The sequence below is a fragment of the Streptomyces sp. PL-29 genome (assembly GCF_058344425.1).
Window position 1 is genome coordinate 4,649,061 of the sequence record NZ_CP136996.1, and the last position, 24,722, is coordinate 4,673,782.

A 24,722-nucleotide genomic window follows, 5' to 3' on the forward strand; every position below is an offset into this window, starting at 1 on the left:
CACGGGTCCGGGCCGCGTGTACGGGCCCGCGGGCAAGGCCGGGTACCGTGTGTTCGGGCCCGAAGTGATAGAGAGCCGAGGAGCGGCAAGGTGTTCAACGACATAGGCGCACTCGAACTCGTCACGATCGTGGTTCTGGCCGTTCTCGTCTTCGGCCCGGAGAAGCTGCCCAAGGTGATTCAGGACGTCACGAGCTTCATCCGCAAGGTCCGTGCGTTCTCCGACAGCGCCAAGAACGACATCCGTTCCGAACTCGGACCGGACTTCAAGGACTTCGAGTTCGAGGACCTGAATCCGAAGACCTTCATCCGCAAGCAGCTCTCGGAGAACGAGGACCTCAAGGAGATCCGCAGCAGTTTCGATCTCCGCAAGGAGCTGAACGAGGTCTCGGACGCCGTCAAGAACCCGGAGCCCGACCCCGCCCCGGCCTCCCCGCCCGCCCAGGAGGCTGAGGCCGCCGCGGCCACCCCGTCCGCCGCCGGTCCGGACCTGCTGAAGAAGCCCGCGGCCCCGGCCGCCGAACAGCGCGTGCGCTTCGACGCCGACGCCACCTGACGCAGCCTGCCCGGCGATCCGGGGTCCGATGGCTATCCTCCATCTGTCCGGATCGCGGGACGCCCGAGGGAGGGGGTCCCCCCAGCGCAGCGAGGGGGAGGGCCGTTCCGGACCCCATGGAACGAGAGGCCGCCCAGATGGAGACGACGAGCAGCAGCATGGCAGGGGCGCAGACCGCCGAGGCACCCGCCGCCGCGGACGCCGTGCAGGAACCCCATACCAACCCGCACGGGAGTCCGCATACCGGCGCCCCGGCCGGGGAGCAGCAGCCGCAGGCCGCCGCACCCGTACCGGCGGCCCGCCGGACGGCCGAGGGCTTCCTGGCAGCCGACTTCCCCTGGTACGGGCTGGACGGAGCCTTCACCGGCCGCCGCTGGCTGATGCAGGTCGGCACCGCGGCCGACGGAACGGTGGAGCACGGCTCCACCGGCCACGGCGACGAGCCCTCCGCCCGGGGCGAGATCGCGACCGGCGAGAAGGAGCGCTTCGCGGTGGTCATCACCGTGGCGAGCAGCCCGCTGCGCCGCAGTGGCGACGGCACCGGCGTCCTGGAGGCCACCTCGGTCTCCTCGGCCGCCTGGCTGGCCGGCTCGGGGCTGCTGGCCTACAGCTGGCCCGGGCAGATGGACCACGCCCTGCGCAACGACTGGCTCGACCAGCAGACCGAGGCCGCCTGGGAGCTCGCCGACGACCTCGACGGCGAGGACTGGTCCACGCTGTCGCTGCCCGTGGACGGGGAGCCGACGACCTTCCACTACCGCGAGTCCGAGTTCGGCTGGGTGCTGGCCGGCTCCACCGGCAGCGGTGTCCACCTGGGCGCCTACGGCCGCGGCATGAGCGCCTACGGCCTCGGCTTCGCGGCCATCTCGGACCTCGGCACGTACGAGTAGCCGCAAGCGGCCCGACACCGACACCGACACCGGCACCGGTACAGGTACAGGTACGCGAGAGGGGGCACCGCCGACCGGCGGTGCCCCCTCTCGCGTACCCCGGAGGGCCTAGAACTTGTTGCGCGGGGTGATGCCCAGGGACATGCCCGACAGGCCCCGGGCCCGGCCGCCCAGCTTGCCCGCGATCGACCGCAGGGCCGCGCCGGCCGGCGAGTCCGGGTCGGACAGGACGACGGGCTTGCCCTCGTCGCCGCCCTCGCGCAGCCGGACGTCGATCGGGATCTGGCCCAGCACCGGCACCGTCGCGCCGACCGTCTTCGTCAGCCCGTCGGCGACCTTCTGGCCACCGCCCGAGCCGAAGACGTCCACCATCTCGTCGCAGTGCGGGCACGGCAGGCCCGACATGTTCTCCACCACGCCGACGATCTTCTGGTGGGTCTGCACGGCGATCGAGCCGGCCCGCTCGGCCACCTCGGCCGCGGCCTGCTGCGGGGTGGTGACGACCAGGATCTCCGCGTTCGGCACGAGCTGTGCCACGGAGATGGCGATGTCGCCCGTACCCGGCGGCAGGTCCAGCAGCAGCACATCCAGGTCGCCCCAGAAGACGTCGGCCAGGAACTGCTGGAGGGCCCGGTGCAGCATCGGCCCGCGCCACACGACCGGCGCGTTGCCCGGCGTGAACATGCCGATGGAGATGACCTTCACACCGTTCGCCGACGGAGGCATGATCATGTTCTCGACCTGGGTCGGGCGGCCGTCCACGCCCAGCATGCGCGGCACGCTGTGGCCGTAGATGTCCGCGTCGACCACGCCGACCTTCAGGCCGTCCGCAGCCATCGCCGCGGCCAGGTTGACCGTGACCGAGGACTTGCCGACACCGCCCTTGCCGGAGGCGACCGCGTACACGCGGGTCAGCGAGCCCGGCTTGGCGAAGGGCACCTCGCGCTCGGCGGTACCGCCGCGCAGCGTGGCCGCCAACTCCTTGCGCTGCTCGTCGCTCATCACGTCCAGCGACACCGACACGGAGGTGACACCGGCGACCTTCTCGACTGCCTCGGTCACGTTCTTGGTGATCGTCTCGCGCATGGGACAGCCCGACACGGTCAGGTAGACCGTGACGGCGACGGCGCCGCCGTCACCGATCTCCACCGATTTGACCATGCCGAGCTCGGTGATCGGCCGGTGGATCTCGGGGTCGTTCACCGTCGCCAGAGCGTCCAGGATCGCGTCCTGCTCAGGCACGGCGGCGGAGCTTGTGTCGGTAGCCATGCCCTGATGGTACGGCTCGGTAGCACGCCTCAGGAAAGCCGTTCAGCGGTCGCCTTCATCACGTTCCGCCGGGAATAGGCGCCGCTCGTCCATCTCCTTGATCAGGTCCTGGAACTCCGACCTGATCCAGTCACGGGTGGCGACCTCGCCGAGGCCCATGCGCAGGGCCGCGATCTCCCGGGTCAGGTACTCCGTGTCGGCGATGGACCGCTCGTTCTGCTTGCGGTCCTGCTCGTGGGTGACCCGGTCGCGGTCGTCCTGCCGGTTCTGCGCGAGCAGGATCAGCGGAGCGGCGTAGGAGGCCTGCAGCGACAGCATCAGCGTCAGGAAGATGAAGGGGTACTTGTCGAAGCGCAGCTCGTCCGGCGCGAAGACGTTCCACAGCACCCAGACGATGATGACCAGGGTCATCCAGACGATGAACCGGCCCGTGCCCAGGAAGCGCGCCACCCGCTCGGAGAGCCGCCCGAAGGCCTCCGGGTCGTATTCGGGCAGCAGCGACCGGCGCGGCGCGCGCGGCACGTCCAGGCGGACCCGAGGACGCGTCAGCGCGCTCGCCCCGGCGGGCGCGGACTTCGCCGCGGACGCGGCGGAACGGTCCGCCGTGTCCGCCAACGGACCGTGCTCACGTGCCGCATGCGGCCGCGCCTGTTCGCGCCGCTCCCGGATCTGCTCCCGGCGCCGCTCGCGTCCCTGCTCGCCGCGCCCCCGCTCAGTGGCCACGCAGCGCCTCCTCGGAGTGGAATTCCGTCTCGCGCCAGTCGTCCGGCAGGAGGTGGTCCAGTACGTCGTCCACCGTCACCGCGCCCAGCAGCGATCCGCTCTCGTCGACGACGGGCACCGCGACCATGTTGTAGGCGGCCAGGTGCGTGGTCACCGACGGCAGGGAGGCGTCTGGCCGCAGCGGCGGCAGGTCCGTGTCCACGATCGAGCTGACCAGCGTGAAGGGAGGGTCCCGCAGCAGCCGCTGGAAGTGCACCATGCCCAGGTACTTGCCCGTCGGCGTCTCGTCCGGCGGGCGGCACACGTACACCTGAGCCGCCAGCGCCGGTGACAGGTCGGCTTGCCGTACCCGGGCCAGCGCGTCCGCGACCGTCGCGTCCGGGCGCAGCACGATCGGCTCGGTGGTCATCAGACCGCCCGCGGTGTTCTCCTCGTAGGACAGCAGGCGGCGCACGTCGGCCGCGTCGTCCGGCCGCATCAGCGTCAGCAGCCGCTCCTTGTCGTCCTCGGGCAGCTCCGAGAGCAGGTCGGCGGCATCGTCCGGGTCCATGGCCTCCAGGACGTCGGCGGCGCGCTCCTCCTTGAGCTTGCCGAGGATCTCCACCTGCTCGTCCTCGGGCAGCTCCTCCAGCACGTCCGCCAGCCGGTCGTCGTCGAGGGCGTTGGCCACCTCGGCCCGCCGTTTCGGCGTCAGGTGGTGCAGGACGTTCGCCACGTCGGCCGGCCGCATCTGCTCGAAGGTCGCCACCAGGTTCTCGGCGCCCTGGCCGTGCTCCTCCAGCGAGAAGCCCGTCACCGCGGACCACTCCACCGTCAGGGCCTCGCCGCGCCGGCGCAGCGCACCGGACTTGCCCTTGCGTACGAAGATCCGGTCGATCTCCCAGTCCCGGCGGGCCGGCAGCTGCTGGATGGCCACGTCCAGGACGGTGACCTCCTCGCCGCTGGCGACCAGGGTCACCCGTCGGTCCAGCAGTTCGCCCAGGACCAGCCGCTCGGTCGGGCGCTGCTCGAAGCGGCGCATGTTGACGACGCCGGTGGTGATGACCTGCCCGGACTCGACCCCCGTGACGCGGGTCATCGGCAGGAAGATCCGGCGCCGGCTGACCACCTCGACGACCAGGCCCAGCAGGCGCGGCGGGCGGCCGCCGACCCGCAGCATCGCGACCAGATCGCGGACCCGGCCGACCTGGTCGCCGTTGGGGTCGAAGACGGGCACACCCGACAGATGCGAGACGAAGATCCGCGGGGCGCCTGCAACCATCCGAGCGCCTCCTAGAGCGTCGATCCACCGTCGTGCCGCCCCTCAGGCTAGCCCGTGCCGCGGGCAAGCGTCCTGGTGGGGAGGTCCGCCCGGGGCCCCGCGGACCCCGGGGAGCGGTCGCGGGCCGCGGCACACGGACGGGTACGCTGCCTGCTGCCCGCAGACGAACGACGAGAGGCATCTGCCCGTGACCGCCTACTTCCCCGCCGCGCGGCTGCGCCGGGCCGCCTTCATCGGTGTGCTGTGCGCGGGTCTCGCCGTGACCGGTACGGGTTGCGGGGAGGACCCGGACGAGGGCACGAACGGAGTCGGCAAGCTCTCCGCCGACAAGATCGAGGCGAAGGCGAAGGCGGCCGCCGGCGAAGCCGAATCGGTACACCTGTCCGGCACGCTGGTCAGCGGCGGCAAGGCCTTCAGCCTCGACATGCGGCTGAAGGCCGATGGCGGCTCGGGCGAGGTGAAGTCCAAGGACGACACCTTCCAGCTGCTGCGCGTGGGGGAGCAGCTCTACCTGAAGGCCAGCGCGGCGTTCTGGGGCCAGACCGACTCGGCGGGCAAGCTCGGCGACAAGTACGTCAAGGTGCCCGAAGGCGACCCCTCCTACAAGCAGTTCCGCGGCTTCACCGACATGGACGTCCTGCTGGACGGGCTGCTGGGCCTGGAGGGCGAGCTGGCCAAGGGTTCCTACATCAAGGTCGGGCCCACCCGCGCGGTCCAGGTCACGGCGGACGAGGGCAAGGGCGGCAAGCTCTCGGTGTCCTTGGAGGGGCCCCCGTACCCACTGCTGATGGAGCGGGCCGGCGGCGCCGGCCGGGTGGAACTCGCCGAGTGGGGCAAGCCGTTCCAGCTGGACCCGCCGGCGCAGGAGCAGACGGTCGACTACGGCAGCCAGCTGCCGACGACCAAGGGGGAGGGCGGCGATGGGGCCCCGGCTCCCGCCAAGGGCTCGGGCCAGGGCGCGAACCCCGCGACACCCTAGGGACCCCGGCCGGTCAGCCCCGGGCCGCCTTCCCGCGCTTGAGCAGGAGCTTCGGCAGGGCCGCCGGGACCGGGCGGCGGGTGACCGCCGGAGAGCCCAGCGGGACCGCGGCAAGCGATCCGTCCGGCAGGGACCCGCGCACCGACTCCGGCTCCAGGCGCAGCAGCCGGCACTCCCGGGCCCACCGCTCGGTCATGGCCTCGGAGTCGGGCGCGTTCAGCCGCTTGCCCTTGAGCTCGGCGACGGCGGCCTGCCACTCCTCGCCGCGGGGCGGGAGCTCCCGTACGGTCGCCGTCCAGGCCACCAGCCGGCCGCCCTTGTCCTTGCTCCGCACGGTCACCTCGGCGCTCGCGCCGTCCGCCAGCCCCGGGAACGGCTGCTCGCCCGGCCCGTCGCCCAGCACGTGGGCCGCGCCGTCCACCCAGGCGTGCCACAGGGCGCGGTCGGCCCCGGCGCCGCGGACCCAGATCAGGCCGGACTTCTTGGTGGCCTCCTCGACGAGGGCCAGGTCGAGCGCGCTGAGAGTCATGCCGACAGGGTAGGGGGTCGCCCCGCGGGCCGTGCGGGGCGTCCCGCGCGTCGGGCCGGCTCGGGCCGGACCTGCGGGGACCCCCTACAGCCAGCCGTGGCGGCGCAGCGCCCGGTGGATGGTGAAGCAGGCGCCGAAGATCGTGGCCATCACCATGGGGTAGCCGTACTCCCAGCGGAGCTCGGGCATGTGCTCGAAGTTCATCCCGTACACGCCGCAGATCATCGTCGGCACGGCGATGATCGCCGCCCAGGAGGTGATCTTGCGCATGTCCTCGTTCTGGGCGACCGTCGCCTGCGCGAGGTTGGCCTGGAGGATCGAGTTCAGCAGCTCGTCGAAGCCCACGACCTGCTCGTGCACCCGCGCGAGGTGGTCGGCCACGTCGCGGAAGTACTTCTGGATGTCCGGGTCCACCAGCCGCATCGGCCGCTCGCTGAGCAGCTCCATCGGACGCTGGAGCGGCGAGACCGCCCGCTTGAACTCCAGGACCTCGCGCTTGAGCTGGTAGATGCGTCCGGCGTCGCCGCCGCGCGCACGGCCCTTGGCGGGAGCCGCGAAGACGTCGCTCTCCACTTCGTCGATGTCGTCCTGCATCGCCGCCGCGACCGCGATGTACCCGTCGACGACGTGGTCGGCGATGGAGTGCAGGACCGCCGAGGGCCCCTTCGCCAGCAGCTCGGGGTCGTCCTGGAGGCGGTGGCGCAGCCCCTTGAGCGAACCCTGGCCGCCGTGCCGGACGGTGATGACGAAGTCGGGGCCGGTGAAACACATCACCTCGCCCGTCTCCACCACCTCGCTGGTGGCGGTCAGTTCAGCGTGCTCCACGTAGTGGATGGTCTTGAAGACGGTGAAGAGGGTGTCGTCGTACCGCTCCAGCTTCGGCCGCTGGTGCGCGTGCACCGCGTCCTCCACGGCCAGGGGGTGCAGGCCGAAGGTGGCGGCGATTCCCGCGAACTCGTCCTCCGTGGGCTCGTGCAGCCCGATCCAGGCGAAGCCGCCGTCCTCGCGGACCCGGCGGATCGCCTCACGGGGCGTCAGGCACGCCGGCCCCAGGACCCGGCGGCCGTCGCGGTATACGGCGCAGTCGACCACCGCGCTGCTCGCCGACGGGTCGCGGGTGGCGTCGTAGCCGGGCTGTACGGGGGTGGACCTGCGCAGGGACGGGCGCACGGCCGCACGCAGGTAGGGCAGCATCGACATGGCAGGCTCCTTCGCACGCACGGCTGCGGACCGTGCGGGTGGGAGACCCTCCACCACCGCGCGCGGGCAGCACCGTACGGACGGGAGGGAACAGGACGGGAGGACAAGCGTTCTGCCGTCGCTCTTCTACTGATCAGAAGATCACAGAGGGCGGGAAGCGCCCGCCGAAGGAGCGGAAGAGCGATTGGTACTGCACGATCGACTTCGGTCCACCGCAGCCCCACCTCCTCCGGCCGGTCCCCCGTAGGGGACGTCCTGTCTCCGGGGCCTTGAAACAACGCTTCTGCGTGCGGCCCCGAACAGCTGTCAACACTATCAGCCGACGGATGGTCAAGACCCGCCCTTTACCCGGCTGATACGAGTTCTATGCTCGTTTCATGGCAGAAATTCTGGCCCTCGTCGAGGCCCGGCTGCGCACCGCGTTCGGTGAACCCGACGCCCGCGCCGCCGTCACCTTCCTGGGCACCGACCGCATCGAGGTACTCCGCTTCGCCGAGGGCGACCTCGTGCGGTACGCAACCCTCGGGATGTCCGCGCATCCGATGACCGATCCGACCGCCGTGGTGGCCGACCCCGTACGGGGCCCGCGCGCCGAACTGGTGCTGACCGTGCGGGGAGGCCTTGCGGACACCGACAAACTGCTCCGGCCGCTCGCGGTGCTGGCCGCCTCGCCGCAGGTCGAGGGACTGGTCGTGGCCCCGGGGGGCCTCGCTCGACGTCGGCGAGCCGCTGTGGGAGGGAGCACCGTTCAGCTCCGTCCTCGTGGCGGAACCGGGCGGTCTGGTGGAGGACCTGGAGCTCGACCAGCCCCTGGACCCGGTGCGGTTCCTGCCGCTGCTGCCCATGACGGCGAACGAAGCCGCCTGGAAGCGGGTCCACGGCGCGGCCGCCCTTCAGGAGCGCTGGCTCGCGCGCGGAACGGACCTGCGCGACCCCCTGCGCGCCGCTGTCGCGCTGGACTGACAGCCCGGACGGGTGACCATGCCTTGACGGGCGGCCGGGCGGGGAGGAGCGTGGCTACCTATGAGGGGTGAACCAACTTGCCCGAAGTGCGGTGGCCGGGTCAGGGCGCCCGGACTCTTCTCCGACTCCTGGCAGTGCGCGGTGCACGGCGCCGTCCACCCCCTGCAACCCGTCCTCCCGCCGAGCGTGGAGGGCCTGGGCGTGGTCGTGCACCGGGCGCGCGTGCCGGTGTGGATGCCGTGGCCGCTGCCGCTCGGGTGGCTGTTCACCGGGGTGGCCTCCGCAGGCGATGACCGCAGTGGGGGCCGGGCGACGGTGGTCGCCTGCTCGGGCCCCGGACCAGTGGGGGGCATGGGGGAGCTGCTGCTGATCGCGGAGGAGCTCGGCGTCGGCCTCGGTGCGCGCTATGCCGGGATCGACGGCCTCGACCCGGGCCGGTCCATCAACATGGCCGGCCCGCCCCACACCAAGGTGGTCGCGGCGGGCCGGCCGACACCGCTGTGGCACGTGGGCGGGGGCCCGGACGACCGGGCCGTCTTCGCCGGCGAGGCGCGCGGCCTGTGGCTGTGGGCGATCGTATGGCCGCAGCAGTCCGGTCTCCTGCTGTACGACGAGCTGGTCCTGACGGACCTGCGCGAAGGCGGCGCCGAGGTCGAACTCCTCCCGTGCGGAGCTCTGAGCCCGCGCATCCTGGGTCCCGTGTAGACCGCTCCGGGCGTCCCGGCGCGGACCCTTCCGGCGAAACCGGCTCTTCTCCCCGGTTATCCTGGGGTGTCCCCCGCCCGTACGACCCATGGAGCTCGGCTGTGCGCATCGACCTGCACGCCCACTCCACGGCCTCCGACGGCACGGACACCCCCGCCGAGCTGGTGCGCAACGCCGCCGCTGCCGGGCTCGACGTGGTTGCGCTGACCGACCACGACACCGTGGGCGGGTACCGCGAGGCCCTCGCCGCCCTTCCGGCCGGGCTGACGCTGGTGACCGGCGCCGAGCTCTCCTGCCGGCTCGACGGGATCGGCCTGCACATGCTCGCCTACCTCTTCGACCCCGAGGAGCCCGAGCTCGCCCGCGAGCGCGAACTCGTCCGCGACGACCGGGTCCCGCGGGCCCGCACCATGGTCGGCAAACTCCAGGACCTCGGCGTGGCTGTCACCTGGGACCAGGTGGCGCGGATCGCCGGTGACGGTTCGGTCGGTCGGCCGCACATCGCCACCGCCCTCGTCGAGCTGGGCGTCGTGGCCACCGTCTCGGACGCCTTCACGCCGGACTGGCTCGCCGACGGCGGCCGGGCGTACGCCGAGAAGCACGAGCTCGACCCCTTCGACGCCGTACGCCTGGTCAAGGCGGCCGGCGGTGTCACCGTCTTCGCGCACCCCGCTGCCGTCAAGCGCGGCCGGTGCGTGCCGGAGTCCGCGATAGCTGAGCTGGCGGCAGCGGGACTGGACGGCATCGAGGTGGACCACATGGACCACGACACCGACACCCGGGCGCGCCTGCGTGCTCTGGCGGCGGACCTCGGGCTGCTGACCACCGGCTCCAGCGACTACCACGGCAGCCGCAAGACCTGCCGCCTGGGCGAGTACACGACCGACCCCGAGGTCTACGGCGAGATCACGCGCCGCGCGACCGGGGCCTTCCCCGTGCCGGGCGCCGGCGGACGCGAGCGCTGACCGGCCGCTGCCCGGCCCGCTCGACCCGTCCCTGACTTCTTCTTCGTGACACCCCTCTCTCCTGCAAGGCATCACTGTGTTCGACTTCGCCGTCTTCGGATCCCTTTTTCTCACTCTTTTTGTGATTATGGACCCGCCGGGGATCACGCCGATCTTCCTGGCGTTGACCTCTGGCCGTCCCGTCAAGGTGCAGCGCCGCATGGCCTGGCAGGCCGTCTGCGTGGCCTTCGGCGTCATCGCCGTCTTCGGCATCTGCGGTCAGCAGATCCTCGACTACCTGCACGTCTCCGTCCCGGCACTGATGATCGCCGGTGGTCTGCTGCTCCTGCTCATCGCGCTCGACCTGCTCACCGGCAAGACCGATGAGCCCAAGCAGACCAAGGACGTGAACGTCGCCCTGGTTCCGCTCGGCATGCCGCTGCTCGCCGGGCCCGGTGCGATCGTCTCCGTCATCCTGGCCGTCCAGAAGGCGGACGGGCCGGCCGGCCAGATCTCGGTCTGGGCCGCGATCATTGCCATGCACGTCGTGCTGTGGGTCACCATGCGCTACTCGCTGGTGATCATTCGCGTCATCAAGGACGGCGGCGTCGTCCTGGTGACCCGGCTCGCCGGCATGATGCTGTCGGCGATCGCCGTCCAGCAGATCATCAACGGCGTGCTCCAGGTCGTCCAGGGAGCCTGACCGCACGTTGCCCTACGCACGCGAACGCCTCCGCACCGGTTCCGGTGCGGAGGCGTGGACGTTTCGCGCGGAGCGTCAGACGGACGCGCTCTCGGCCGGTCGGATCAGGATGCGCTGGCCGATCGACGCGGCCTGCTGCACGATCCGGTTGACGGAGGCCGCGTCCACGACGGTGCTGTCCACGGCGGTCCCGTCGACGTCGTCCAGGCGCAGAATCTCGAAGCGCACGGGGCTTCTCCCTTCGTCAGTGTTCTCCTTGCACTGGGTCAACGAAGCGTAAGCCGCAATCATTCCCTACGCTAAGGAAATTTTTTCACTGGCTAACTACATGCGGGGGGTGGATTCCCAGAACGAGACCAGCGCGGCGGCCGTCGCCGCCGGATCCTCGGCGTTCGGGGAGTGCTCGGTTCCCGGGACGACCACCCGCAGTGCACCGAGCCGCTCGGCCATCGCGTCCATCAGCGGGACCGGCCAGGCGTAGTCCACGGCCCCGGACAGCACCAGCTTCGGCAGCGCCACCCGGTTCAGCTCGTCCACCCGGTCGGGCTCGCAGATCAGCGCCCGGCCCGTGACGATCAGCTGCTCGGGGACGGTGGCCAACCACCGCGCGCGCAGGAAGCGCGTCAGCTCGGGCGAGTCCCCGGCGGCGTCCTGGGGGTCGGCCGCCCGCATCGCCGCCCAGATCCCCGGCATGTCGTCGCCCATCGCCTCCAGTGCCGCGACCAGCAACTTCGTCCGCGCCTGCTGCTCCTCGGCGATCGCCGCCGGACCGCTGCTCAGCAGGGTGAGCGAGGCGAAGGGCGACGGGTCGCGGAGCACGGCGGCCCTCGCGATCAGCCCGCCGAGTGAGTGGCCGACGAGGTGCACGCGGCCCGCGCCCAGGGCGCCGGCCTGCGCGAGGACGTCGCCCGCCAGCTCCTCCAGGCCGTACGCCGCCTCCTCACGCGGGCCGGGCGTCTCGTACTGGCCGCGTCCGTCCACGGCGACCACCCGGTAGCCGGCGGCGGCCAGCGGTTCCAGCAGGGCGATGAAGTCCTCCTTGCTGCCCGTGAAGCCGGGGACCAGCAGGGCGGTGCCGCGGACCGGCTCGCCGGCCTCGTGCACGGCGAAGGGTCCGCGGTCGGTGGACAGGCGGTACGCACGGGCGGCGGACGGCAGCGTGAGGCGCGGGGGCTTGCTCATGGCCCGAGGTTACCGGTCCGTAGATACCGGCGCGGCCCGGGTACGCGGACGGCCCCGGCCCCCTCGGAAGGGGGCCGGGGCCGTCCGCGCAGGTGCCGGGTCCTATGCCTCGGGCGCGGCCGCGGTCTTGCGGGTGCGGGTGCGCTTCGGCTTGGCCGGGGCCTCCTCGGCCACGGCGGTGGCGTCGGTGGCGACCGGGGCGGTTTCGGCGGTCTTGCGGGTGCGGGTGCGCTTCGGCTTGGCCGGGGCCTCCTCGGCCACGGCGGTGGCGTCGGTGGCGACCGGGGCGGCTTCGGCGGTCTTGCGGGTGCGGGTGCGCTTCGGCTTGGCCGGGGCCTCCTCGGCCACGGCGGTGGCGTCGGTGGCGACCGGGGCGGCTTCGGCGGTCTTGCGGGTGCGGGTGCGCTTCGGCTTGGCCGGAGCCTCCTCGGCCACGGCGACCGCCGGGGCCTCGGCGGCCGGGGTCACCGGAGCGGCCGCGGCCCTGCGCGGGCGGCGCGCCCGAACCGGCTCGACGGGCGGAGCCATCTGGAAGTCCGGCTCCGGCGTCGTCTCGACGACCCTGCGCGGGCGGCGCGCCCGGACGGGCGCCGGCTCGACGAGGGGGGCCATCTGGAAGTCCGGCTCCGGGGCCGTTTCGACGGCCTTGCGGGTGCGCGTGCGCCTCGGCCTGGCCGGGGCCTCCTCGGCGACCGGGGTCACCTCCGCCGCGGGGGCCTCGGCCACCGGGGCCTCGGCCACCGCCGCTGGGGCGGACTGCACCGGTACCGCACCCACCCGGGTCCGGCGGCGGCGCGGCCTGCGCGGCTCGTCGCCGGCCGGTGCCTGCGCCTCCTCGACCACGGGGGGCACCGGGGACACGGCTGCGGCCTCGGCGCCGACCTCGGCCCCGCCCCGCGTACGGCGACGCTGGCGCGGCGTGCGGGTACGGGCCGGACGCTCCTCGACCACCGTGGCGGCCTTGGCGGCCCGGCCGCCGCGGCCGCCGGTCTCGCCCAGGTCCTCGAGCTCCTCGGCCTTCAGGCCGGCCCGCGTGCGCTCGGTGCGCGGCAGGACGCCCTTGGTACCGGCCGGGATGTTCAGCTGCTCGAACAGGTGCGGCGACGTGGAGTAGGTCTCGACCGGATCGTGGAAGTCCAGCCCCAGCGCCTTGTTGATCAGCTGCCAGCGCGGGATGTCGTCCCAGTCGACCAGGGTGACGGCGATGCCCTTGTTGCCCGCGCGGCCGGTACGGCCGACACGGTGCAGGAAGGTCTTCTCGTCCTCCGGCGTCTGGTAGTTGATGACGTGCGTCACGCCCTCGACGTCGATGCCGCGCGCGGCGACGTCGGTGCACACCAGCACGTCGACCTTGCCGTTGCGGAACGCCCGCAGGGCCTGCTCGCGCGCGCCCTGGCCCAGGTCGCCGTGGACGGCGCCGGATGCGAAGCCGCGCCGCTCCAGCTGCTCGGCGATGTCGGCCGCCGTGCGCTTGGTGCGGCAGAAGATCATGGCCAGGCCGCGGCCCTCGGCCTGCAGGATGCGGGAGACCAGCTCCGGCTTGTCCATGTTGTGTGCACGGAAGACGTGCTGCGTGATGTTGGCGACGGTCGCGCCCTCGCCGTCCTCGGAGACGGCGCGGATGTGTGTCGGCTGCGTCATGTACCGGCGGGCGAGGCCGATGACCGCGCCCGGCATGGTCGCCGAGAACAGCATCGTCTGACGCTTCGCGGGCAGGTAGGCCATGATCTTCTCGACGTCGGGCAGGAAGCCCAGGTCGAGCATCTCGTCGGCCTCGTCCAGGACCAGGGCGCGCACGCGCGACAGGTCGAGCTTTCGCTGCCCGGCCAGGTCCAGCAGACGGCCCGGGGTGCCGACGATCACGTCGACGCCCTTGTTGAGCGCCTCGACCTGGGGCTCGTAGGCCCGGCCGCCGTATATGGCCAGGACGCGGACGTTGCGGACCTTGCCGGCGGTCAGCAGGTCGTTGGTGACCTGGGTGCACAGCTCGCGGGTCGGAACCACCACGAGGGCCTGCGGGGCGTCGGTCAGCCGGTCGGGCGTGGCCCGCCCGGCCTCGACATCGGCGGGGACGACGACCCGCTCCAGCAGGGGAAGGCCGAAACCGAGCGTCTTGCCGGTTCCGGTCTTGGCCTGGCCGATGACGTCCGTGCCGGAAAGGGCGACGGGGAGGGTCATCTCCTGGATGGGGAAGGGGGACACAATGCCGACGGCTTCAAGGGCTTCGGCGGTCTCGGGAAAGATCCCGAGGTCTCGGAACGTAGTCAGGGTGCTGCCTCTTCTGTGAGACGCGGCGCGAGGCGGCGATGGGGGTCCTACCGTGCTGTGCTTGCAGTACTGCCACGTACGAAGCTGCGCGGGACCACTGGCCTTCGCTCAAGCGCTCTGCCGCTGAGGGGGCCCCTCGTGGGAGGCGGTACGCATGGACGTACGCACCACACCGAGGGCGGTCGGTTGGAGCCGATCGGGCCACCGACCGGGCATCCTCATTCGGATGGCCCGCCGAGTATTCGGCAGGCGCATTACCACTGTACCCCGGAATCGCGCAGGTGTGTCGGGTGAATTCACCGGGTAGGTGCGTTTAGGTGGACAGTCGGTGAGTAGACGTGGTGCTTTGAGGTGGCATTCGGCGGGCTATTGTGCGGAGCATGCCGACCGTAGAAAACGCCTCGCCCGCCGACGACAGCAGCCCCGCCGAGGCCACCGGGATCGCCTCGCAGGACTGGGCGACCGCATCTGCCTCGCCGCAGTACCGGGCCGCCGTCGTGGACCTGCTCGGTGCGCTCGCCTACGGGGAGCTCGCGGCCTTCGAGCGCCTCGCGGAGGACGCGAAGCTCGCGCCCACCCTGGACGACAAGGCCGAGCTCGCCGCGATGGCCTCCGCCGAGTTCCACCACTTCGAGCGGCTCCGCGACCGCCTCACGACGATCGACGCCGAGCCCACGGCCGCCATGGAGCCCTTCGCCCAGGGCGTTGACGCCTTCCACCGCCAGACGGCCCCGTCCGACTGGCTGGAGGGCCTGGTCAAGGCGTACGTCGGCGACTCCATCGCCAGTGACTTCTACCGCGAGGTCGCCTCCCACCTGGACACCGACACCCGCGCCCTCGTGCTCGGCGTGCTCGACGACACCGGCCACGGCAACTTCGCCGTCGAGAAGGTGCGCGCCGCGATCGAGGCCGACCCCCGCTGCGGCGGCCGGCTCGCCCTGTGGGCCCGCCGCCTGATGGGCGAGGCCCTCTCGCAGGCACAGCGCGTGGTCGCCGAGCGCGACGCGCTCTCCACCATGCTGGTGGGCGGCGTCGACGGGATGGCGGCGGGCTTCGACCTCGCGGCGGTCGGTGAGATGTTCACCCGGATCACCAAGGCCCACACCAAGCGGATGGCGGCCCTCGGCCTCGCCGCCTGACCGGGCGGTCCCCGAACGCCGCCGGCCCCGGCGCGCCATGTGCGCGCCGGGGCCGACGTATGCCGTGCGGAGGCCTCCGAGACGGGCCTCATGGGCCCGCTTCAGGGGGTCATCCCCGCGACGGGAGCGAAAACGGAGTCCTGTGGGGACGCCTGCGGGGGCCCGCGGGCCGGACGGAGCAGCAGCGACAGCACCACGGCCGACACCAGCACCGAGCCGATGAACGTCGCCAGCAGCGTGTTGTGTCCCGGGCCCAGCGCGAAGTGGGTGAGATAGGCCCCGAACAGCGCTCCCAGCACTCCGCTGACCAGCACCACCCACCGAGAAGGAAGCCGGGGCGCGAACCCTCGGACGGCTGCGGCGGACAGGGCGAGCCCCAGCAGCGCGGAGCCGAGCACTTCCAACAGCAGCATCAGGTCTCTCCCATACGTCAGGGCAAACCGGGTCACTGCGGTCCTACCCGAAGCGGAAGAAACGGAAACGGCCCGGCGGAATCAACCACCGGGCCGTTTCGGACAGTTCTCAGAGCGCCCCGAAACCGACCTTGCGCGTGGTCGGCTCACCCAGGTCGACGTACGACAGGCGGTCGGACGGCACCAGGACCTTGCGGCCCTTGCTGTCGGTGAGGCTCAGCAGCGGCGCCTGGCCGGACAGCGCGGCAGCGACGATGCCCTCCAGCTCCTCGGCGCTCAGGTCGCTCTCCAGCACGATCTCCCGGGGTGCGTGCTGCACGCCGATCTTGACCTCCACGGCTTTGTCCCTCCGACGATCCGGTTCGCGCGATCAGCCGCGCCGTACGCGGTCCACATTAGCCCGGAGAGGGGATGCGGACCGCGCAGAGCGGACACGCTGGCAGCGAACACCGGCGGGGATCCGTCGAGGATGCCGCCGCGTCACCGCCCGGACGGCGTCAGGACTCCGCGCCGTGCAGCGGGAAGCCGGCGATACCGCGCCAGGCGAGCGAGGTCAGCAGCCCGACCGCCGTCTCACGGGCGACCGGGCTCTCGCTGGAGAGCCAGTAGCGGGCCACCACCTGCGAGACCCCGCCCAGGCCCACGGCCAGCAGCATCGACTCGTCCTTGGACAGGCCCGTGTCCTCGGCGATGACGTCGGAGATGGCCTCCGCACACTGGAGCGAGACGCGGTCGACGCGCTCGCGCACCGCGGGCTCGTTCGTCAGGTCGGACTCGAACACCAGTCGGAAGGCGCCGCCCTCGTCCTCCACGTACGCGAAGTAGGCGTCCATCGTGGCGGCCACGCGCAGCTTGTTGTCCGTCGTCGAGGCGAGCGCGGTGCGCACCGCCAGCAGCAGCGCCTCGCAGTGCTGGTCCAGCAGGGCCAGATACAGGTCGAGCTTGCCCGGGAAGTGCTGGTAGAGCACCGGCTTGCTCACCCCGGCACGCTCGGCGATGTCGTCCATCGCGGCCGCGTGGTAGCCCTGGGCGACGAAGACCTCTTGGGCCGCGCCCAGCAGCTGATTGCGCCGGGCTCGGCGCGGCAGTCGCGTGCCCCGCGGACGCGCTGCCTCGGTCTGCTCGATGGCTGTCACGCCGCCTCCCACTTTCTCTCAGAACACAGGCGCTCTGCGCCGCGCCGCCATCGTACTTTTCGGTAACCGAATCTGGAGGGTTCGAGCCGACTTTTCTCGCGGTACGGACGGCCCGGAGGCGCTGGTCAGCGGTCGGTCGACGGTCGGTCAGCGGTAGTCGTCCTCGTCCAGCTGCACCACGCGCGCCTGCTCGGCGGCGTCGCCGTCCGCAGCCTGGCCCGCCTCGCGGCCGGAGTCGGGGTCGTCGTCGCCGGGCCGGAGATCGGCCTGCTGCTCCGCCACATCAGCCTCGGGTGCCTCAGGATCGAGGGATTCCGGAAACCGCTCCCGGAAGGTGTCCGGCTCCGCAGGGTCGACAGTCATGCCGCTCCCCTCGCTTCCTTGTGTCACTTACGAGCCTAGGAGGATCGCGGGGGCGCCGCTATGCGGATCCGCGATGAGACTGTGACCGCGAACACAACAAGTGGAACGTGATCGTCTCGTAACATTGCCCGCATGTCTTCGACCGAGCTGCCGGGCGTGCGGTCCAGCGCCGAACCGTCCTCCCCCGCCGGAGCGGTCCGGCTGGCCGACGGGGAGCAGCTGCGCACCGCCGCGCTGCCCGGGCTGGAACTGGCCGTCCGGGTCCGCCCGCCCCGGCGTGACGGCCTGCCGCCCGCCCTCTTCGTGCACGGCCTGGGCGGCTCCTCGCAGAACTGGTCGGCGCTCATGGAGCAGCTGGCGGACACCGTCGACGCGGAGGCGGTGGACCTGCCCGGCTTCGGCTGGTCCCCGCCGTCCGCCGACCGCGACTATTCCGTCACCGCGTTCGCCCGCGCCGTCATCCGCCACCTCGACGCCGCCGGGCGCGGGCCGGTCCACCTCTTCGGGAACTCCCTCGGCGGCGCCGTCTCCACCCGGGTCGCGGCCGTCCGTCCCGACCTCGTGCGCACCCTGACACTCGTCTCACCCGCCCTTCCCGAGCTGCGCGTGCAGCGGTCGGCCGTGCCGACCGCGCTCCTGGCCCTGCCGGGGGTGGCCGGGCTCTTCAGCCGGATGACCCGGGGTCTCAGCGCCGAACAGCGCACCCGGGGGGTGACGGACCTCTGCTACGGAGACCCCTCCCGGGTGACTCCCGAAGGGTTCCGCAACGCCGTCGAGGAGATGGAGCGCCGGATGGCGCTCCCGTACTTCTGGGACGTGATGACCCGCACCTCGCGCGGCATCGTCGACGCCTACACCCTCGGCGGCCAGCACGGACTGTGGCGGCAGGCACAGCGGGTGCTCGCCCCGACCCTGCTGGTCTACGGCGGCCGGGACCAGCTGGTCTCGTACCGTATGGCGCACAAGGCCGCCGCCGCCTTCCGCGGTTCGCGGCTGCTGAGCCTGCCCGAGGCCGGGCACGTGGCGATGATGGAGTACCCCGAGGTGGTGGCCGCCGCCTTCACGGAGCTGCTGCGCGACACCGGCGCGGGGGCTGCGGACCGGGACACCGAAGACGGCAGGGGCTGAGAGCCGTGGGACGACACAGTCGAAAATCCGGGGCGCCCGCTCCGGAGTCCGTTCCGGCGCCGGCGCCTGCCGCGGTGCGCCCGCAGGCGCAGCCGGATCCCGACGGGCACGGGGACGGGGGCGGGTACGCCTACGACGCGTTCGGCAACGACGTCCCGGGCGGCGACGGCTTCGGCGGCCGCGACCCGTTCGCCGGGTGGCCCGAGTCGACCGTCACCCACCACGGATACGTGGCCCAGGACCGGCCCGCCGACGGTGCGCGGGCCGGCGGCCACCCCCAGCAGTACGAGGGCGGCGCCCCCGGCGTCGGACCCGACTCCGTGTACGGGGACTGGCGGGGCGTACCCCGCCCGCGCTCCGGCGACCGTCCCGCCCCCGCGGCACGGGCCGGGTCCCCCGCCACCCCGAGGGACTACGACACCCCGGCCTTCGGCACGCCCGCGGTGGGCTTCCCGCAGGTCACGCTCGAAGAGCCGGCTCCCCGTGCGTCCGAGCCCGCGACCGCGCCCGGGCCGGCCCCCGTCACCTCGGCCGGCCCGCACCGCCTCGTGCCCGGCCCCCGGGTGCCGGCCGATCCGGTCGAGGAGCGGCCCGCCTCCGGCCGCGGCAAGAAGGCCCTCGCCTACACCGGCATGGCAGCGGCCGCGGTCACCACCGTCCTCGCGGTGGTCGTCGCAGGCCAGGGGTTCCTCGACCCGGACGCCGACGAGACCAGGGCCGGCGCGCCCACCGCCACCGGCAAGGACCGCAGCGATACGGCCGCGTCCCGCTCGGACGGCCGGCCCACCCCGAACGGCGGCGTGGCCGCCCCCGTCGCGCCGTCGGCCGACGCTCCCGCGCCCGAGCTGACGTACGAGCAGCAGCTGGCCGCGCAGCTCCCCATCGATCCGAAACTCACCGGTCCCGGCACCTTCGACACCGTGCCCGGGGTGGCCAAGGCTCCCGGCAAGGGCAGGGTGGTGCGCTATCGCGTCGACGTCGAGCAGGGCCTGGGCCTGGACGCGATGTTCTTCGCCGAGGCCGTCCACCGCACCCTCAACGACGACCGGAGCTGGGGCCACGGCGGTACGAAGACCTTCGAGCGGGTGCCAGGCGGCGAGTCCGACTTCGTGATCACCCTGGCCAGCCCCGGCACCACCGGGGTCTGGTGCGCCAAGTCCAATCTCGACACCGTCGTCGGCAACGTCTCCTGTGACTCGGCCCAGACCGAGCGCGTGATGATCAACGCCTTCCGGTGGGCCCAGGGCTCCGAGACCTACGGTCCGGACCAGATGGCCGCCTACCGCCAGATGCTCATCAACCACGAGGTCGGCCACCGGCTCGGCAACGGCCACGTCAACTGCCGCACCCCCGGCGCCCTCGCCCCGGTCATGCAGCAGCAGACCAAGTCCCTCAACATCAACGGCATCGAGTGCAAGCCCAACCCCTGGGCGTTCCCGGGGAACTGACCCGGAGCCCGGTGGGCGGGTGGAGGCCGCCCCGGCACGGCGTCCGCTCACCGCGGTGCGGCCGCCCCGGCGTGGCCGACATCCTTCGGCTCCGACACCGGCCGACCGCGCGGCGCCCCCTCTCCCCCCGACACGTGACCCCCGTCCCGGTACACCCTGGATCCGGAGCCGGCCGGGCACCGGATCCGGTCGCGCCGGGAGCTCCTCGCCCCCGCCGGGCGCAAGGCCGTCCGAGGCTGTACTTCTAGCGTGCTCGAACGCGAACCGTACGGGAAAGTTACGACTCTTCACCCCTTCCGGTGCGCGACGGACAACCGTCCGTCGCGCCTCCGGTCCATCCGCTTGAGTTCTCCCGCAGCGGGTCGCCTGACCGACGGCGACCGCCTGAACGGGAGATCGGGGGTGCCGCTCGTGCGGATCGGACTGCTCACAGAAGGTGGTTATCCGTATGCCACGGGCGAGGCCGCGCCGTGGTGCGACCGGCTCGTGCGCGGACTCCCGCAGCACGAGTTCGAGCTCTACGCGCTGAGCCGCAGCGCCGAGCAGGAGCGCGCCCGGGTCCCGCTGCCCGAGCACGTCACCCACGTCCGCACGGCCCCCCTGTGGGCCCCCGCCGACGACGGGCGCAGCTACTCCCGGCGTGAGCGCCGCCGGTTCACCGACTGCTTCCAGCAACTGGTCCACGGGGTCTGCTCCGGCTCGCCGGAGCCCTTCGCCACCGGTCTGTACGGTCTCGCCGGCCTCGCCCGCGAACAGGGCGGGCTGTATGCGGCATTGCGCTCCGAGTCCGCGGTGCGGGCACTGGAGGCCGCCTGTCGGGCCCCGGGCGCGAGTCGCACCGTGCAGGTCGCCCAGGTGGCGGACCTGCTGGAGTTCGTGGACGAACTGGAGCGCATGCTGCGCCCGCTGTCCCTCGACTGGTACGAGGAGGACGCCCGGGGCGAGGGCCTCGGCGCCGTCGACGTCTGCCACGCCGGCGCGGGTGGGGTGGCGGCGCTCCCCGGTCTACTGGCCAAACGCTTCTTCGGAGTCCCGCTGCTGGTCACCGAGTATGGAGTCCAGCTGCGCGCCCACTACCTGTCCCACCTCGGCGCGGGCGGGGGCGAGGAGCCCCGCCCCGCGGTACGGGCCCTGCGCGCCGCCTTCCACCTGCGGCTGGCCTGCGAGATCTACGCCCGGGCCGACTTCCTGACCCCCGGCAACGCTCACGCCCGGCGCTGGCAGGAGCGCTGCGGCGCGACCCGTGACCGGCTGCGGACCGTCTACCCGGGGATGGAGGCGGACCGATTCGCCACCGTGGGGGAGTCCGCCGACTGCGGGGACCCCCACACGCTCGTGTGGGTGGGCCGGGTGGAGCCCGCCAAGGACCTGATCGCACTGCTGCACGCCTTCGCCGAGATCAGAAGGGCCGAGCCGGGCACCTGCCTGCGGATCTTCGCCACGGCCGCGGACCCCGGCTACCTCGCCGACTGCCGTAGCCTCGCCGCGCAGCTGTTCCCCGATGAGGCCGCGGACCGCGTCACCGTCGGGGAGAACCCGGTCGCCTTCGAGCAGATCGGCGGACCGGAGGCACCTTCCACGGCCGAGGCCTACGGCGCCGGGCGGATCGTCGTGCTGTCCTCCGTGATCGAGGGCTTCCCCCTCGCCCTGGCCGAGGCGATGCTCTGCGGGCGCGCCACCGTCTCCACCGACGTGGGCGCGGTCCGCGAGGTCATCGGAGGCACCGGGCTGGTCGTCCCGCCGCGCAACCCGAAGGCGCTCGCCGAAGCCTGTCTGTCCCTGCTCGGGGACGCCGAGCGGGCGGAGCGCCTGGGAGCCGCCGCCCGGGCACGGGCCCTGGAGCTGTTCACCGTCGAGCAGAACGTCACCGCCTTCCAGGAGATTTACCTGCGGCTGCTCGCCAGGGGTTCCGAACGGCCCGACGGCGGCGTCCCCTTCGCCCGCCCCCCGGAGGCGCGGGTACCCGGGCACTGGACCAGCCCGACCTGGGCGAAGCCCGCACCGGAACCGACCGCGGAGGCCGCCGTATGACCACCGTCGACCCCGAAGCCGTCGCCCCCGAGGCCGTCGCCCCCGAGGCCGTCGCCCCCGAGGCCGTCCGCACCGAGACGCCCGGCCCCGACGCCCCGGTCCCGGCCGCACCCTTGCCGTCGCCGGTCGCCGGCCAGGCCCGCCGGCGGGCCGCGGGGGATCCGGTCAAGGCCCTGCTGCACCGGCACCGCGAGCTGTGCGAGCGGGCCGTGGACCCGCTGGAGATCGCCGCCGGGCTGGAGGCGCACGGCATCACCGACCGCACCGCCGCCCGCTTCCGGCACCGCGACGTCTTCTCCCTCGCCGAGGAGCTGTACGCCCGCAGCCCGCGCGGGGAGGTGCCCGCCGCCGCGCCGGCCCTGGTCCCGGCCGGGCCGTCCGCCTTCCGCCGGTTCGGCTGCGCGCTGCTGCCCGGGGCCCTCGCCGCGGCCGCGGCCGGTGCGGGCCAGGCATGGGCCGGGCCCGCCGCCGTGGCCGCCATCGTCGCCGCCCTGGTGTGGCCGGGGCGGGCCGCCGGAAGCCGCGTCCCCTGGCTCGCGCACCTGCTCGCCGCCGCCGTCGCCGGCTGGGCCGTGTACCGGTACGGCACCGCCCTCGCGGTCTGCCTCGCACTGGCCGTCGCCCCCGGGCACCTGCTCGCCGCGGCCTTCGCCGCCGGGGCCCGGACCCGGCTCGGCGGGAGCCGCGCCCTGGAGGACTTCGCGGCCCGGGCGCGCCCCCTGCTGCTGGCGTCCGTCGGCGTCTTCACCGGGGCCGCCGCGGGGGCCGCCGTCCTGGCCGGGACACCGCTCGCGGCGGCCGTGCCGCTCGCCCTGCTGCTCTTCCTGACCAGGCTCCAGCTTCGGCACGGAACCCGCCCGGGGCCCGTCGCCGCCGCACTCGCCGTCGCTCTGGTCCCGACTCCGGCGGCGGCCACCGCCGCCGCGGCCGCCCTCCTCGTACACACCGTCCTCGCCCTGTCCCGCGCCTGCGCGCACGCGAGGACCTGACGCCCCCGGGACCACCACAGCCCTTCGGAGCCGGCGCCGAGGCACTCAGCCTGTACCCCGCCCCGTCCATCCACACGTCCGCAAGGAGAAACAGACATGACCGGCCAGCCAACCGACCAAGGGGTCGCGCGATGAGGGTGCTGCTGATCGGAGCCAACGGATACCTCGGCCGCTACGTCGCCGACCGGCTGCTCGCCGACCCGGCCGTGCAGCTCACCGCACTCGGCCGCGGCGACGACGCCGACGTCCGCTTCGACCTCGCCACCGGTAGCCCCGGAGCGCTCACCCGCTTCCTCGACGCCGTCCACCCGGGCGTCGTCATCAACTGCGCCGGAGCGACCCGGGGCGGGGCCCGCGAGCTCACCCGGCACAACACCGTCGCCGTCGCGACGATCTGCGAGTCACTCCGCCGCAGCGGCTGCGGGGCCCGGCTCGTACAGCTCGGCTGCGCCGCCGAGTACGGGCCCAGCCAGCCGGGGTCCTCCACGGCCGAGGACGCCGTCCCGAGACCCGGCGGACCGTACGGCGTCAGCAAACTGGCCGCCACCGAGCTGGTGCTCGGCTCCGGTCTGGACGCCGTCGTGCTGCGGATCTTCTCGCCCGTCGGCCCGGGCACCCCTGCCGGATCCCCGTTGGGCCGACTCGCCGAGGCCATGCGCCGGGCGATGCAGTCCGGCGACGGCGAGCTCAAGCTCGGCGGGCTCGGCGTGCAGCGCGACTTCGTCGACGTACGGGACGTCGCGCGGGCCGTGCACGCGGCATCCCTGTCCGCCGCCCAGGGCGTGGTCAACATCGGCACCGGCCGTGCCGTCCGGCTGCGCGACGCGGCCGCCGTCCTGGCACGGGTCGCCGGCTACGGAGGAGCCCTGCACGAGCTGGACGTGCCGCACGGCGGTTCCCAACAGGCGCACGGGCACCCCGGCCGCCCGGCCGGGCTCGCCTCCATCGGGAGCCCCCGCTCCGAGGCCACTGCCGAGCAGATGGCCGCGGCGGCTCCCCAGTCGTATCCCTACCCGGACGGATGCGGAGCCTGGCAGCAGGCGGACGTGCGAACCGCCCGCGACCGGCTCGGCTGGCGGCCCCGGATCGGCCTGGAAGAGTCCCTCGCGGACATCTGGATGGAGGCGGCGTGCCGCATCTGACCACTCCGCCCGGCGCCCTGACGGCAGCCGCGACCGGTGCGGGCCGTCTCGGGCTGGGCATCCCCGGCTACGCCCACCCGCTGCTCGCTCCCGTCGAGTGGGCCGAGCTGACCCGCCCAGGCACCCCGCTGCACTGGGCCGTGCTGAACGTCACGGACGGCCCGGGCGGCCGGCCCGACCCGCACTGCACCGAAGCGGCCGCCAAGCTGCACCGCGCGGGCGGCACGGTCCTGGGCCATCTCGCGATGCGGGACGGGGCGCGGTCCTTCGGTGAGCTGGTCTCCGACGCCCACCGCTTCCGCGACTGGTACGGCGTCGGCGGCTTCTACCTCGCCGAGGCCCCGGCCGACAAGGCGGACCTGGACGCGGTGCGCCGGGTCGTCGACGCCCTGCGGAGCCTGGGCGAGGACCTGCGGATCGTCCTCGGCCACGGCACCCACCCGTACGCGGGCTACGCGGAGGCCGCCGACCAGCTGGTCACCTTCTCCGGGGCCTGGACCGACTACCGCTGGTCGCAGGTGGCGGAGTGGACGGCGGAGTACCCGCCGGAGCGGTTCTGCCACCTGGTCCACGGAGTCCCGCGCACCCATCTGGAAGAGGCGATGCGGATCGCCCGCTGGCAGGGCGCCGGCACGATCTGGTTCACCGACCGGCGCGCCGTCGGGGACCGCGACCCGTGGGCCTCGATGCCCGGCTACTGGGACGAAATCGTCTCACGTATCGGAACAGGTGTCTTGGAATGAAGACGGGCGTGGCAGTGTT

At 73.0% G+C, this 24,722-nt stretch carries 25 protein-coding genes and 1 pseudogene; 14 read left to right on the forward strand and 12 right to left on the reverse strand.

The window, feature by feature from the left end:
• The first annotated feature begins 90 nt into the window (after positions 1-90).
• Together R4Z63_RS21590 and R4Z63_RS21595 are read left to right on the forward strand one after the other, a co-directional pair.
• Complete coding sequence (locus tag R4Z63_RS21590) at positions 91-555, forward strand: sec-independent translocase (protein ID WP_384454381.1); 465 nt, start codon at positions 91-93, stop codon at positions 553-555.
• Between the two features lie 137 nt (positions 556-692).
• A complete protein-coding gene (locus tag R4Z63_RS21595; RefSeq protein ID WP_384454386.1) occupies positions 693-1,445 on the forward strand; it encodes a hypothetical protein in 753 nt (250 codons plus the stop codon).
• Between the two features lie 108 nt (positions 1,446-1,553).
• Here R4Z63_RS21595 and R4Z63_RS21600 read toward each other — a convergent pair whose 3' ends face one another.
• From R4Z63_RS21600 to R4Z63_RS21610, 3 genes are all read right to left on the reverse strand, one after another.
• Entirely contained in the window at positions 1,554-2,714 is a 1,161-nt protein-coding gene (locus R4Z63_RS21600) for an Mrp/NBP35 family ATP-binding protein (RefSeq protein ID WP_384456392.1), read from the reverse strand.
• Between the two features lie 42 nt (positions 2,715-2,756).
• The gene (locus R4Z63_RS21605) at positions 2,757-3,263 is read right to left on the reverse strand and encodes a DUF1003 domain-containing protein (RefSeq protein WP_384456395.1); all 507 of its coding nucleotides are present in this window, start codon (positions 3,261-3,263) and stop codon (positions 2,757-2,759) included.
• Between the two features lie 163 nt (positions 3,264-3,426).
• Positions 3,427-4,698 carry a magnesium transporter MgtE N-terminal domain-containing protein gene (locus R4Z63_RS21610; protein WP_037919533.1) on the reverse strand — a complete coding sequence of 424 codons (1,272 nt, stop codon included), beginning with the start codon at positions 4,696-4,698 and terminating at the stop codon, positions 3,427-3,429.
• Positions 4,699-4,885: 187 nt separating this feature from the next.
• Between R4Z63_RS21610 and R4Z63_RS21615 the strand changes: the two genes are divergently transcribed.
• A complete protein-coding gene (locus R4Z63_RS21615; RefSeq protein ID WP_236647570.1) occupies positions 4,886-5,677 on the forward strand; it encodes a hypothetical protein in 792 nt (263 codons plus the stop codon).
• A 13-nt stretch (positions 5,678-5,690) separates the two neighbouring features.
• Here R4Z63_RS21615 and R4Z63_RS21620 read toward each other — a convergent pair whose 3' ends face one another.
• Together R4Z63_RS21620 and R4Z63_RS21625 are read right to left on the reverse strand one after the other, a co-directional pair.
• On the reverse strand, positions 5,691-6,206 hold the full coding sequence (locus R4Z63_RS21620) for a hypothetical protein (protein ID WP_037919534.1): 516 nt from the start codon (positions 6,204-6,206) through the stop codon (positions 5,691-5,693).
• A gap of 84 nt (positions 6,207-6,290) precedes the next feature.
• Positions 6,291-7,406, reverse strand: a complete 1,116-nt coding sequence (locus R4Z63_RS21625; protein WP_037919535.1) for a magnesium and cobalt transport protein CorA — start codon at positions 7,404-7,406, stop codon at positions 6,291-6,293.
• A gap of 377 nt (positions 7,407-7,783) precedes the next feature.
• Here R4Z63_RS21625 and R4Z63_RS21630 point away from each other — a divergent pair.
• From R4Z63_RS21630 to R4Z63_RS21645, 4 genes and pseudogenes are all read left to right on the forward strand, one after another.
• Positions 7,784-8,369: pseudogene (locus R4Z63_RS21630) on the forward strand (suppressor of fused domain protein).
• Between the two features lie 60 nt (positions 8,370-8,429).
• The gene (locus R4Z63_RS21635; protein ID WP_037919537.1) at positions 8,430-9,074 is read left to right on the forward strand and encodes a DUF6758 family protein; all 645 of its coding nucleotides are present in this window, start codon (positions 8,430-8,432) and stop codon (positions 9,072-9,074) included.
• 101 nt (positions 9,075-9,175) lie between these two features.
• Entirely contained in the window at positions 9,176-10,039 is an 864-nt protein-coding gene (locus R4Z63_RS21640) for a PHP domain-containing protein (protein WP_384456384.1), read from the forward strand.
• Positions 10,040-10,115: 76 nt separating this feature from the next.
• Positions 10,116-10,721 carry a MarC family protein gene (locus tag R4Z63_RS21645; RefSeq protein ID WP_037919541.1) on the forward strand — a complete coding sequence of 202 codons (606 nt, stop codon included), beginning with the start codon at positions 10,116-10,118 and terminating at the stop codon, positions 10,719-10,721.
• Between the two features lie 75 nt (positions 10,722-10,796).
• Here the strand turns inward: R4Z63_RS21645 and R4Z63_RS21650 are convergent, their stop codons facing one another.
• The 3 genes from R4Z63_RS21650 to R4Z63_RS21660 form a co-directional block, all read right to left on the reverse strand.
• Positions 10,797-10,949, reverse strand: a complete 153-nt coding sequence (locus tag R4Z63_RS21650; protein ID WP_172671287.1) for a DUF8834 family protein — start codon at positions 10,947-10,949, stop codon at positions 10,797-10,799.
• Positions 10,950-11,045: 96 nt separating this feature from the next.
• The gene (locus tag R4Z63_RS21655) at positions 11,046-11,903 is read right to left on the reverse strand and encodes an alpha/beta fold hydrolase (RefSeq protein ID WP_384456379.1); all 858 of its coding nucleotides are present in this window, start codon (positions 11,901-11,903) and stop codon (positions 11,046-11,048) included.
• Positions 11,904-12,005: 102 nt separating this feature from the next.
• A complete protein-coding gene (locus tag R4Z63_RS21660; protein ID WP_384680934.1) occupies positions 12,006-14,081 on the reverse strand; it encodes a DEAD/DEAH box helicase in 2,076 nt (691 codons plus the stop codon).
• Between the two features lie 470 nt (positions 14,082-14,551).
• On the opposite strand from R4Z63_RS21660, the gene R4Z63_RS21665 reads away from it, so the two are divergent.
• A complete protein-coding gene (locus R4Z63_RS21665) occupies positions 14,552-15,310 on the forward strand; it encodes a ferritin-like fold-containing protein (protein WP_384453058.1) in 759 nt (252 codons plus the stop codon).
• A gap of 101 nt (positions 15,311-15,411) precedes the next feature.
• Here the strand turns inward: R4Z63_RS21665 and R4Z63_RS21670 are convergent, their stop codons facing one another.
• The 4 genes from R4Z63_RS21670 to R4Z63_RS21685 all read right to left on the reverse strand — a co-directional run bounded on the left by R4Z63_RS21670 (position 15,412) and on the right by R4Z63_RS21685 (position 17,222).
• Entirely contained in the window at positions 15,412-15,723 is a 312-nt protein-coding gene (locus tag R4Z63_RS21670; protein ID WP_491522577.1) for a hypothetical protein, read from the reverse strand.
• Positions 15,724-15,832: 109 nt separating this feature from the next.
• Complete coding sequence (locus R4Z63_RS21675) at positions 15,833-16,060, reverse strand: DUF3107 domain-containing protein (protein WP_037919546.1); 228 nt, start codon at positions 16,058-16,060, stop codon at positions 15,833-15,835.
• A 160-nt stretch (positions 16,061-16,220) separates the two neighbouring features.
• Positions 16,221-16,859, reverse strand: a complete 639-nt coding sequence (locus R4Z63_RS21680; RefSeq protein WP_037919547.1) for a TetR/AcrR family transcriptional regulator — start codon at positions 16,857-16,859, stop codon at positions 16,221-16,223.
• A gap of 147 nt (positions 16,860-17,006) precedes the next feature.
• Positions 17,007-17,222 carry a hypothetical protein gene (locus tag R4Z63_RS21685; protein ID WP_037919550.1) on the reverse strand — a complete coding sequence of 72 codons (216 nt, stop codon included), beginning with the start codon at positions 17,220-17,222 and terminating at the stop codon, positions 17,007-17,009.
• A gap of 132 nt (positions 17,223-17,354) precedes the next feature.
• On the opposite strand from R4Z63_RS21685, the gene R4Z63_RS21690 reads away from it, so the two are divergent.
• From R4Z63_RS21690 to R4Z63_RS21715, 6 genes are all read left to right on the forward strand, one after another.
• Positions 17,355-18,350, forward strand: coding sequence for an alpha/beta fold hydrolase (locus tag R4Z63_RS21690; protein ID WP_037919552.1), 996 nt, complete (start codon positions 17,355-17,357; stop codon positions 18,348-18,350).
• Positions 18,351-18,424: 74 nt separating this feature from the next.
• Positions 18,425-19,798, forward strand: a complete 1,374-nt coding sequence (locus tag R4Z63_RS21695) for a DUF3152 domain-containing protein (protein ID WP_491522578.1) — start codon at positions 18,425-18,427, stop codon at positions 19,796-19,798.
• A gap of 411 nt (positions 19,799-20,209) precedes the next feature.
• Positions 20,210-21,829, forward strand: a complete 1,620-nt coding sequence (gene pelF / locus R4Z63_RS21700) for a GT4 family glycosyltransferase PelF (protein WP_384453117.1) — start codon at positions 20,210-20,212, stop codon at positions 21,827-21,829.
• Positions 21,826-22,818 (forward strand): hypothetical protein, encoded by a 993-nt coding sequence (locus tag R4Z63_RS21705; protein WP_384453067.1) that lies wholly within the window; start codon positions 21,826-21,828, stop codon positions 22,816-22,818. The genes pelF and R4Z63_RS21705 overlap by 4 nt, the downstream gene beginning before the upstream one ends.
• 131 nt (positions 22,819-22,949) lie before the next feature.
• Positions 22,950-23,960: an NAD-dependent epimerase/dehydratase gene (locus R4Z63_RS21710; RefSeq protein WP_037919555.1), complete on the forward strand. Its 1,011-nt coding sequence runs from the start codon at positions 22,950-22,952 to the stop codon at positions 23,958-23,960.
• Positions 23,948-24,703, forward strand: a complete 756-nt coding sequence (locus R4Z63_RS21715) for a spherulation-specific family 4 protein (RefSeq protein ID WP_037919557.1) — start codon at positions 23,948-23,950, stop codon at positions 24,701-24,703. The genes R4Z63_RS21710 and R4Z63_RS21715 overlap by 13 nt, the downstream gene beginning before the upstream one ends.
• Positions 24,704-24,722: the final 19 nt, after the last annotated feature.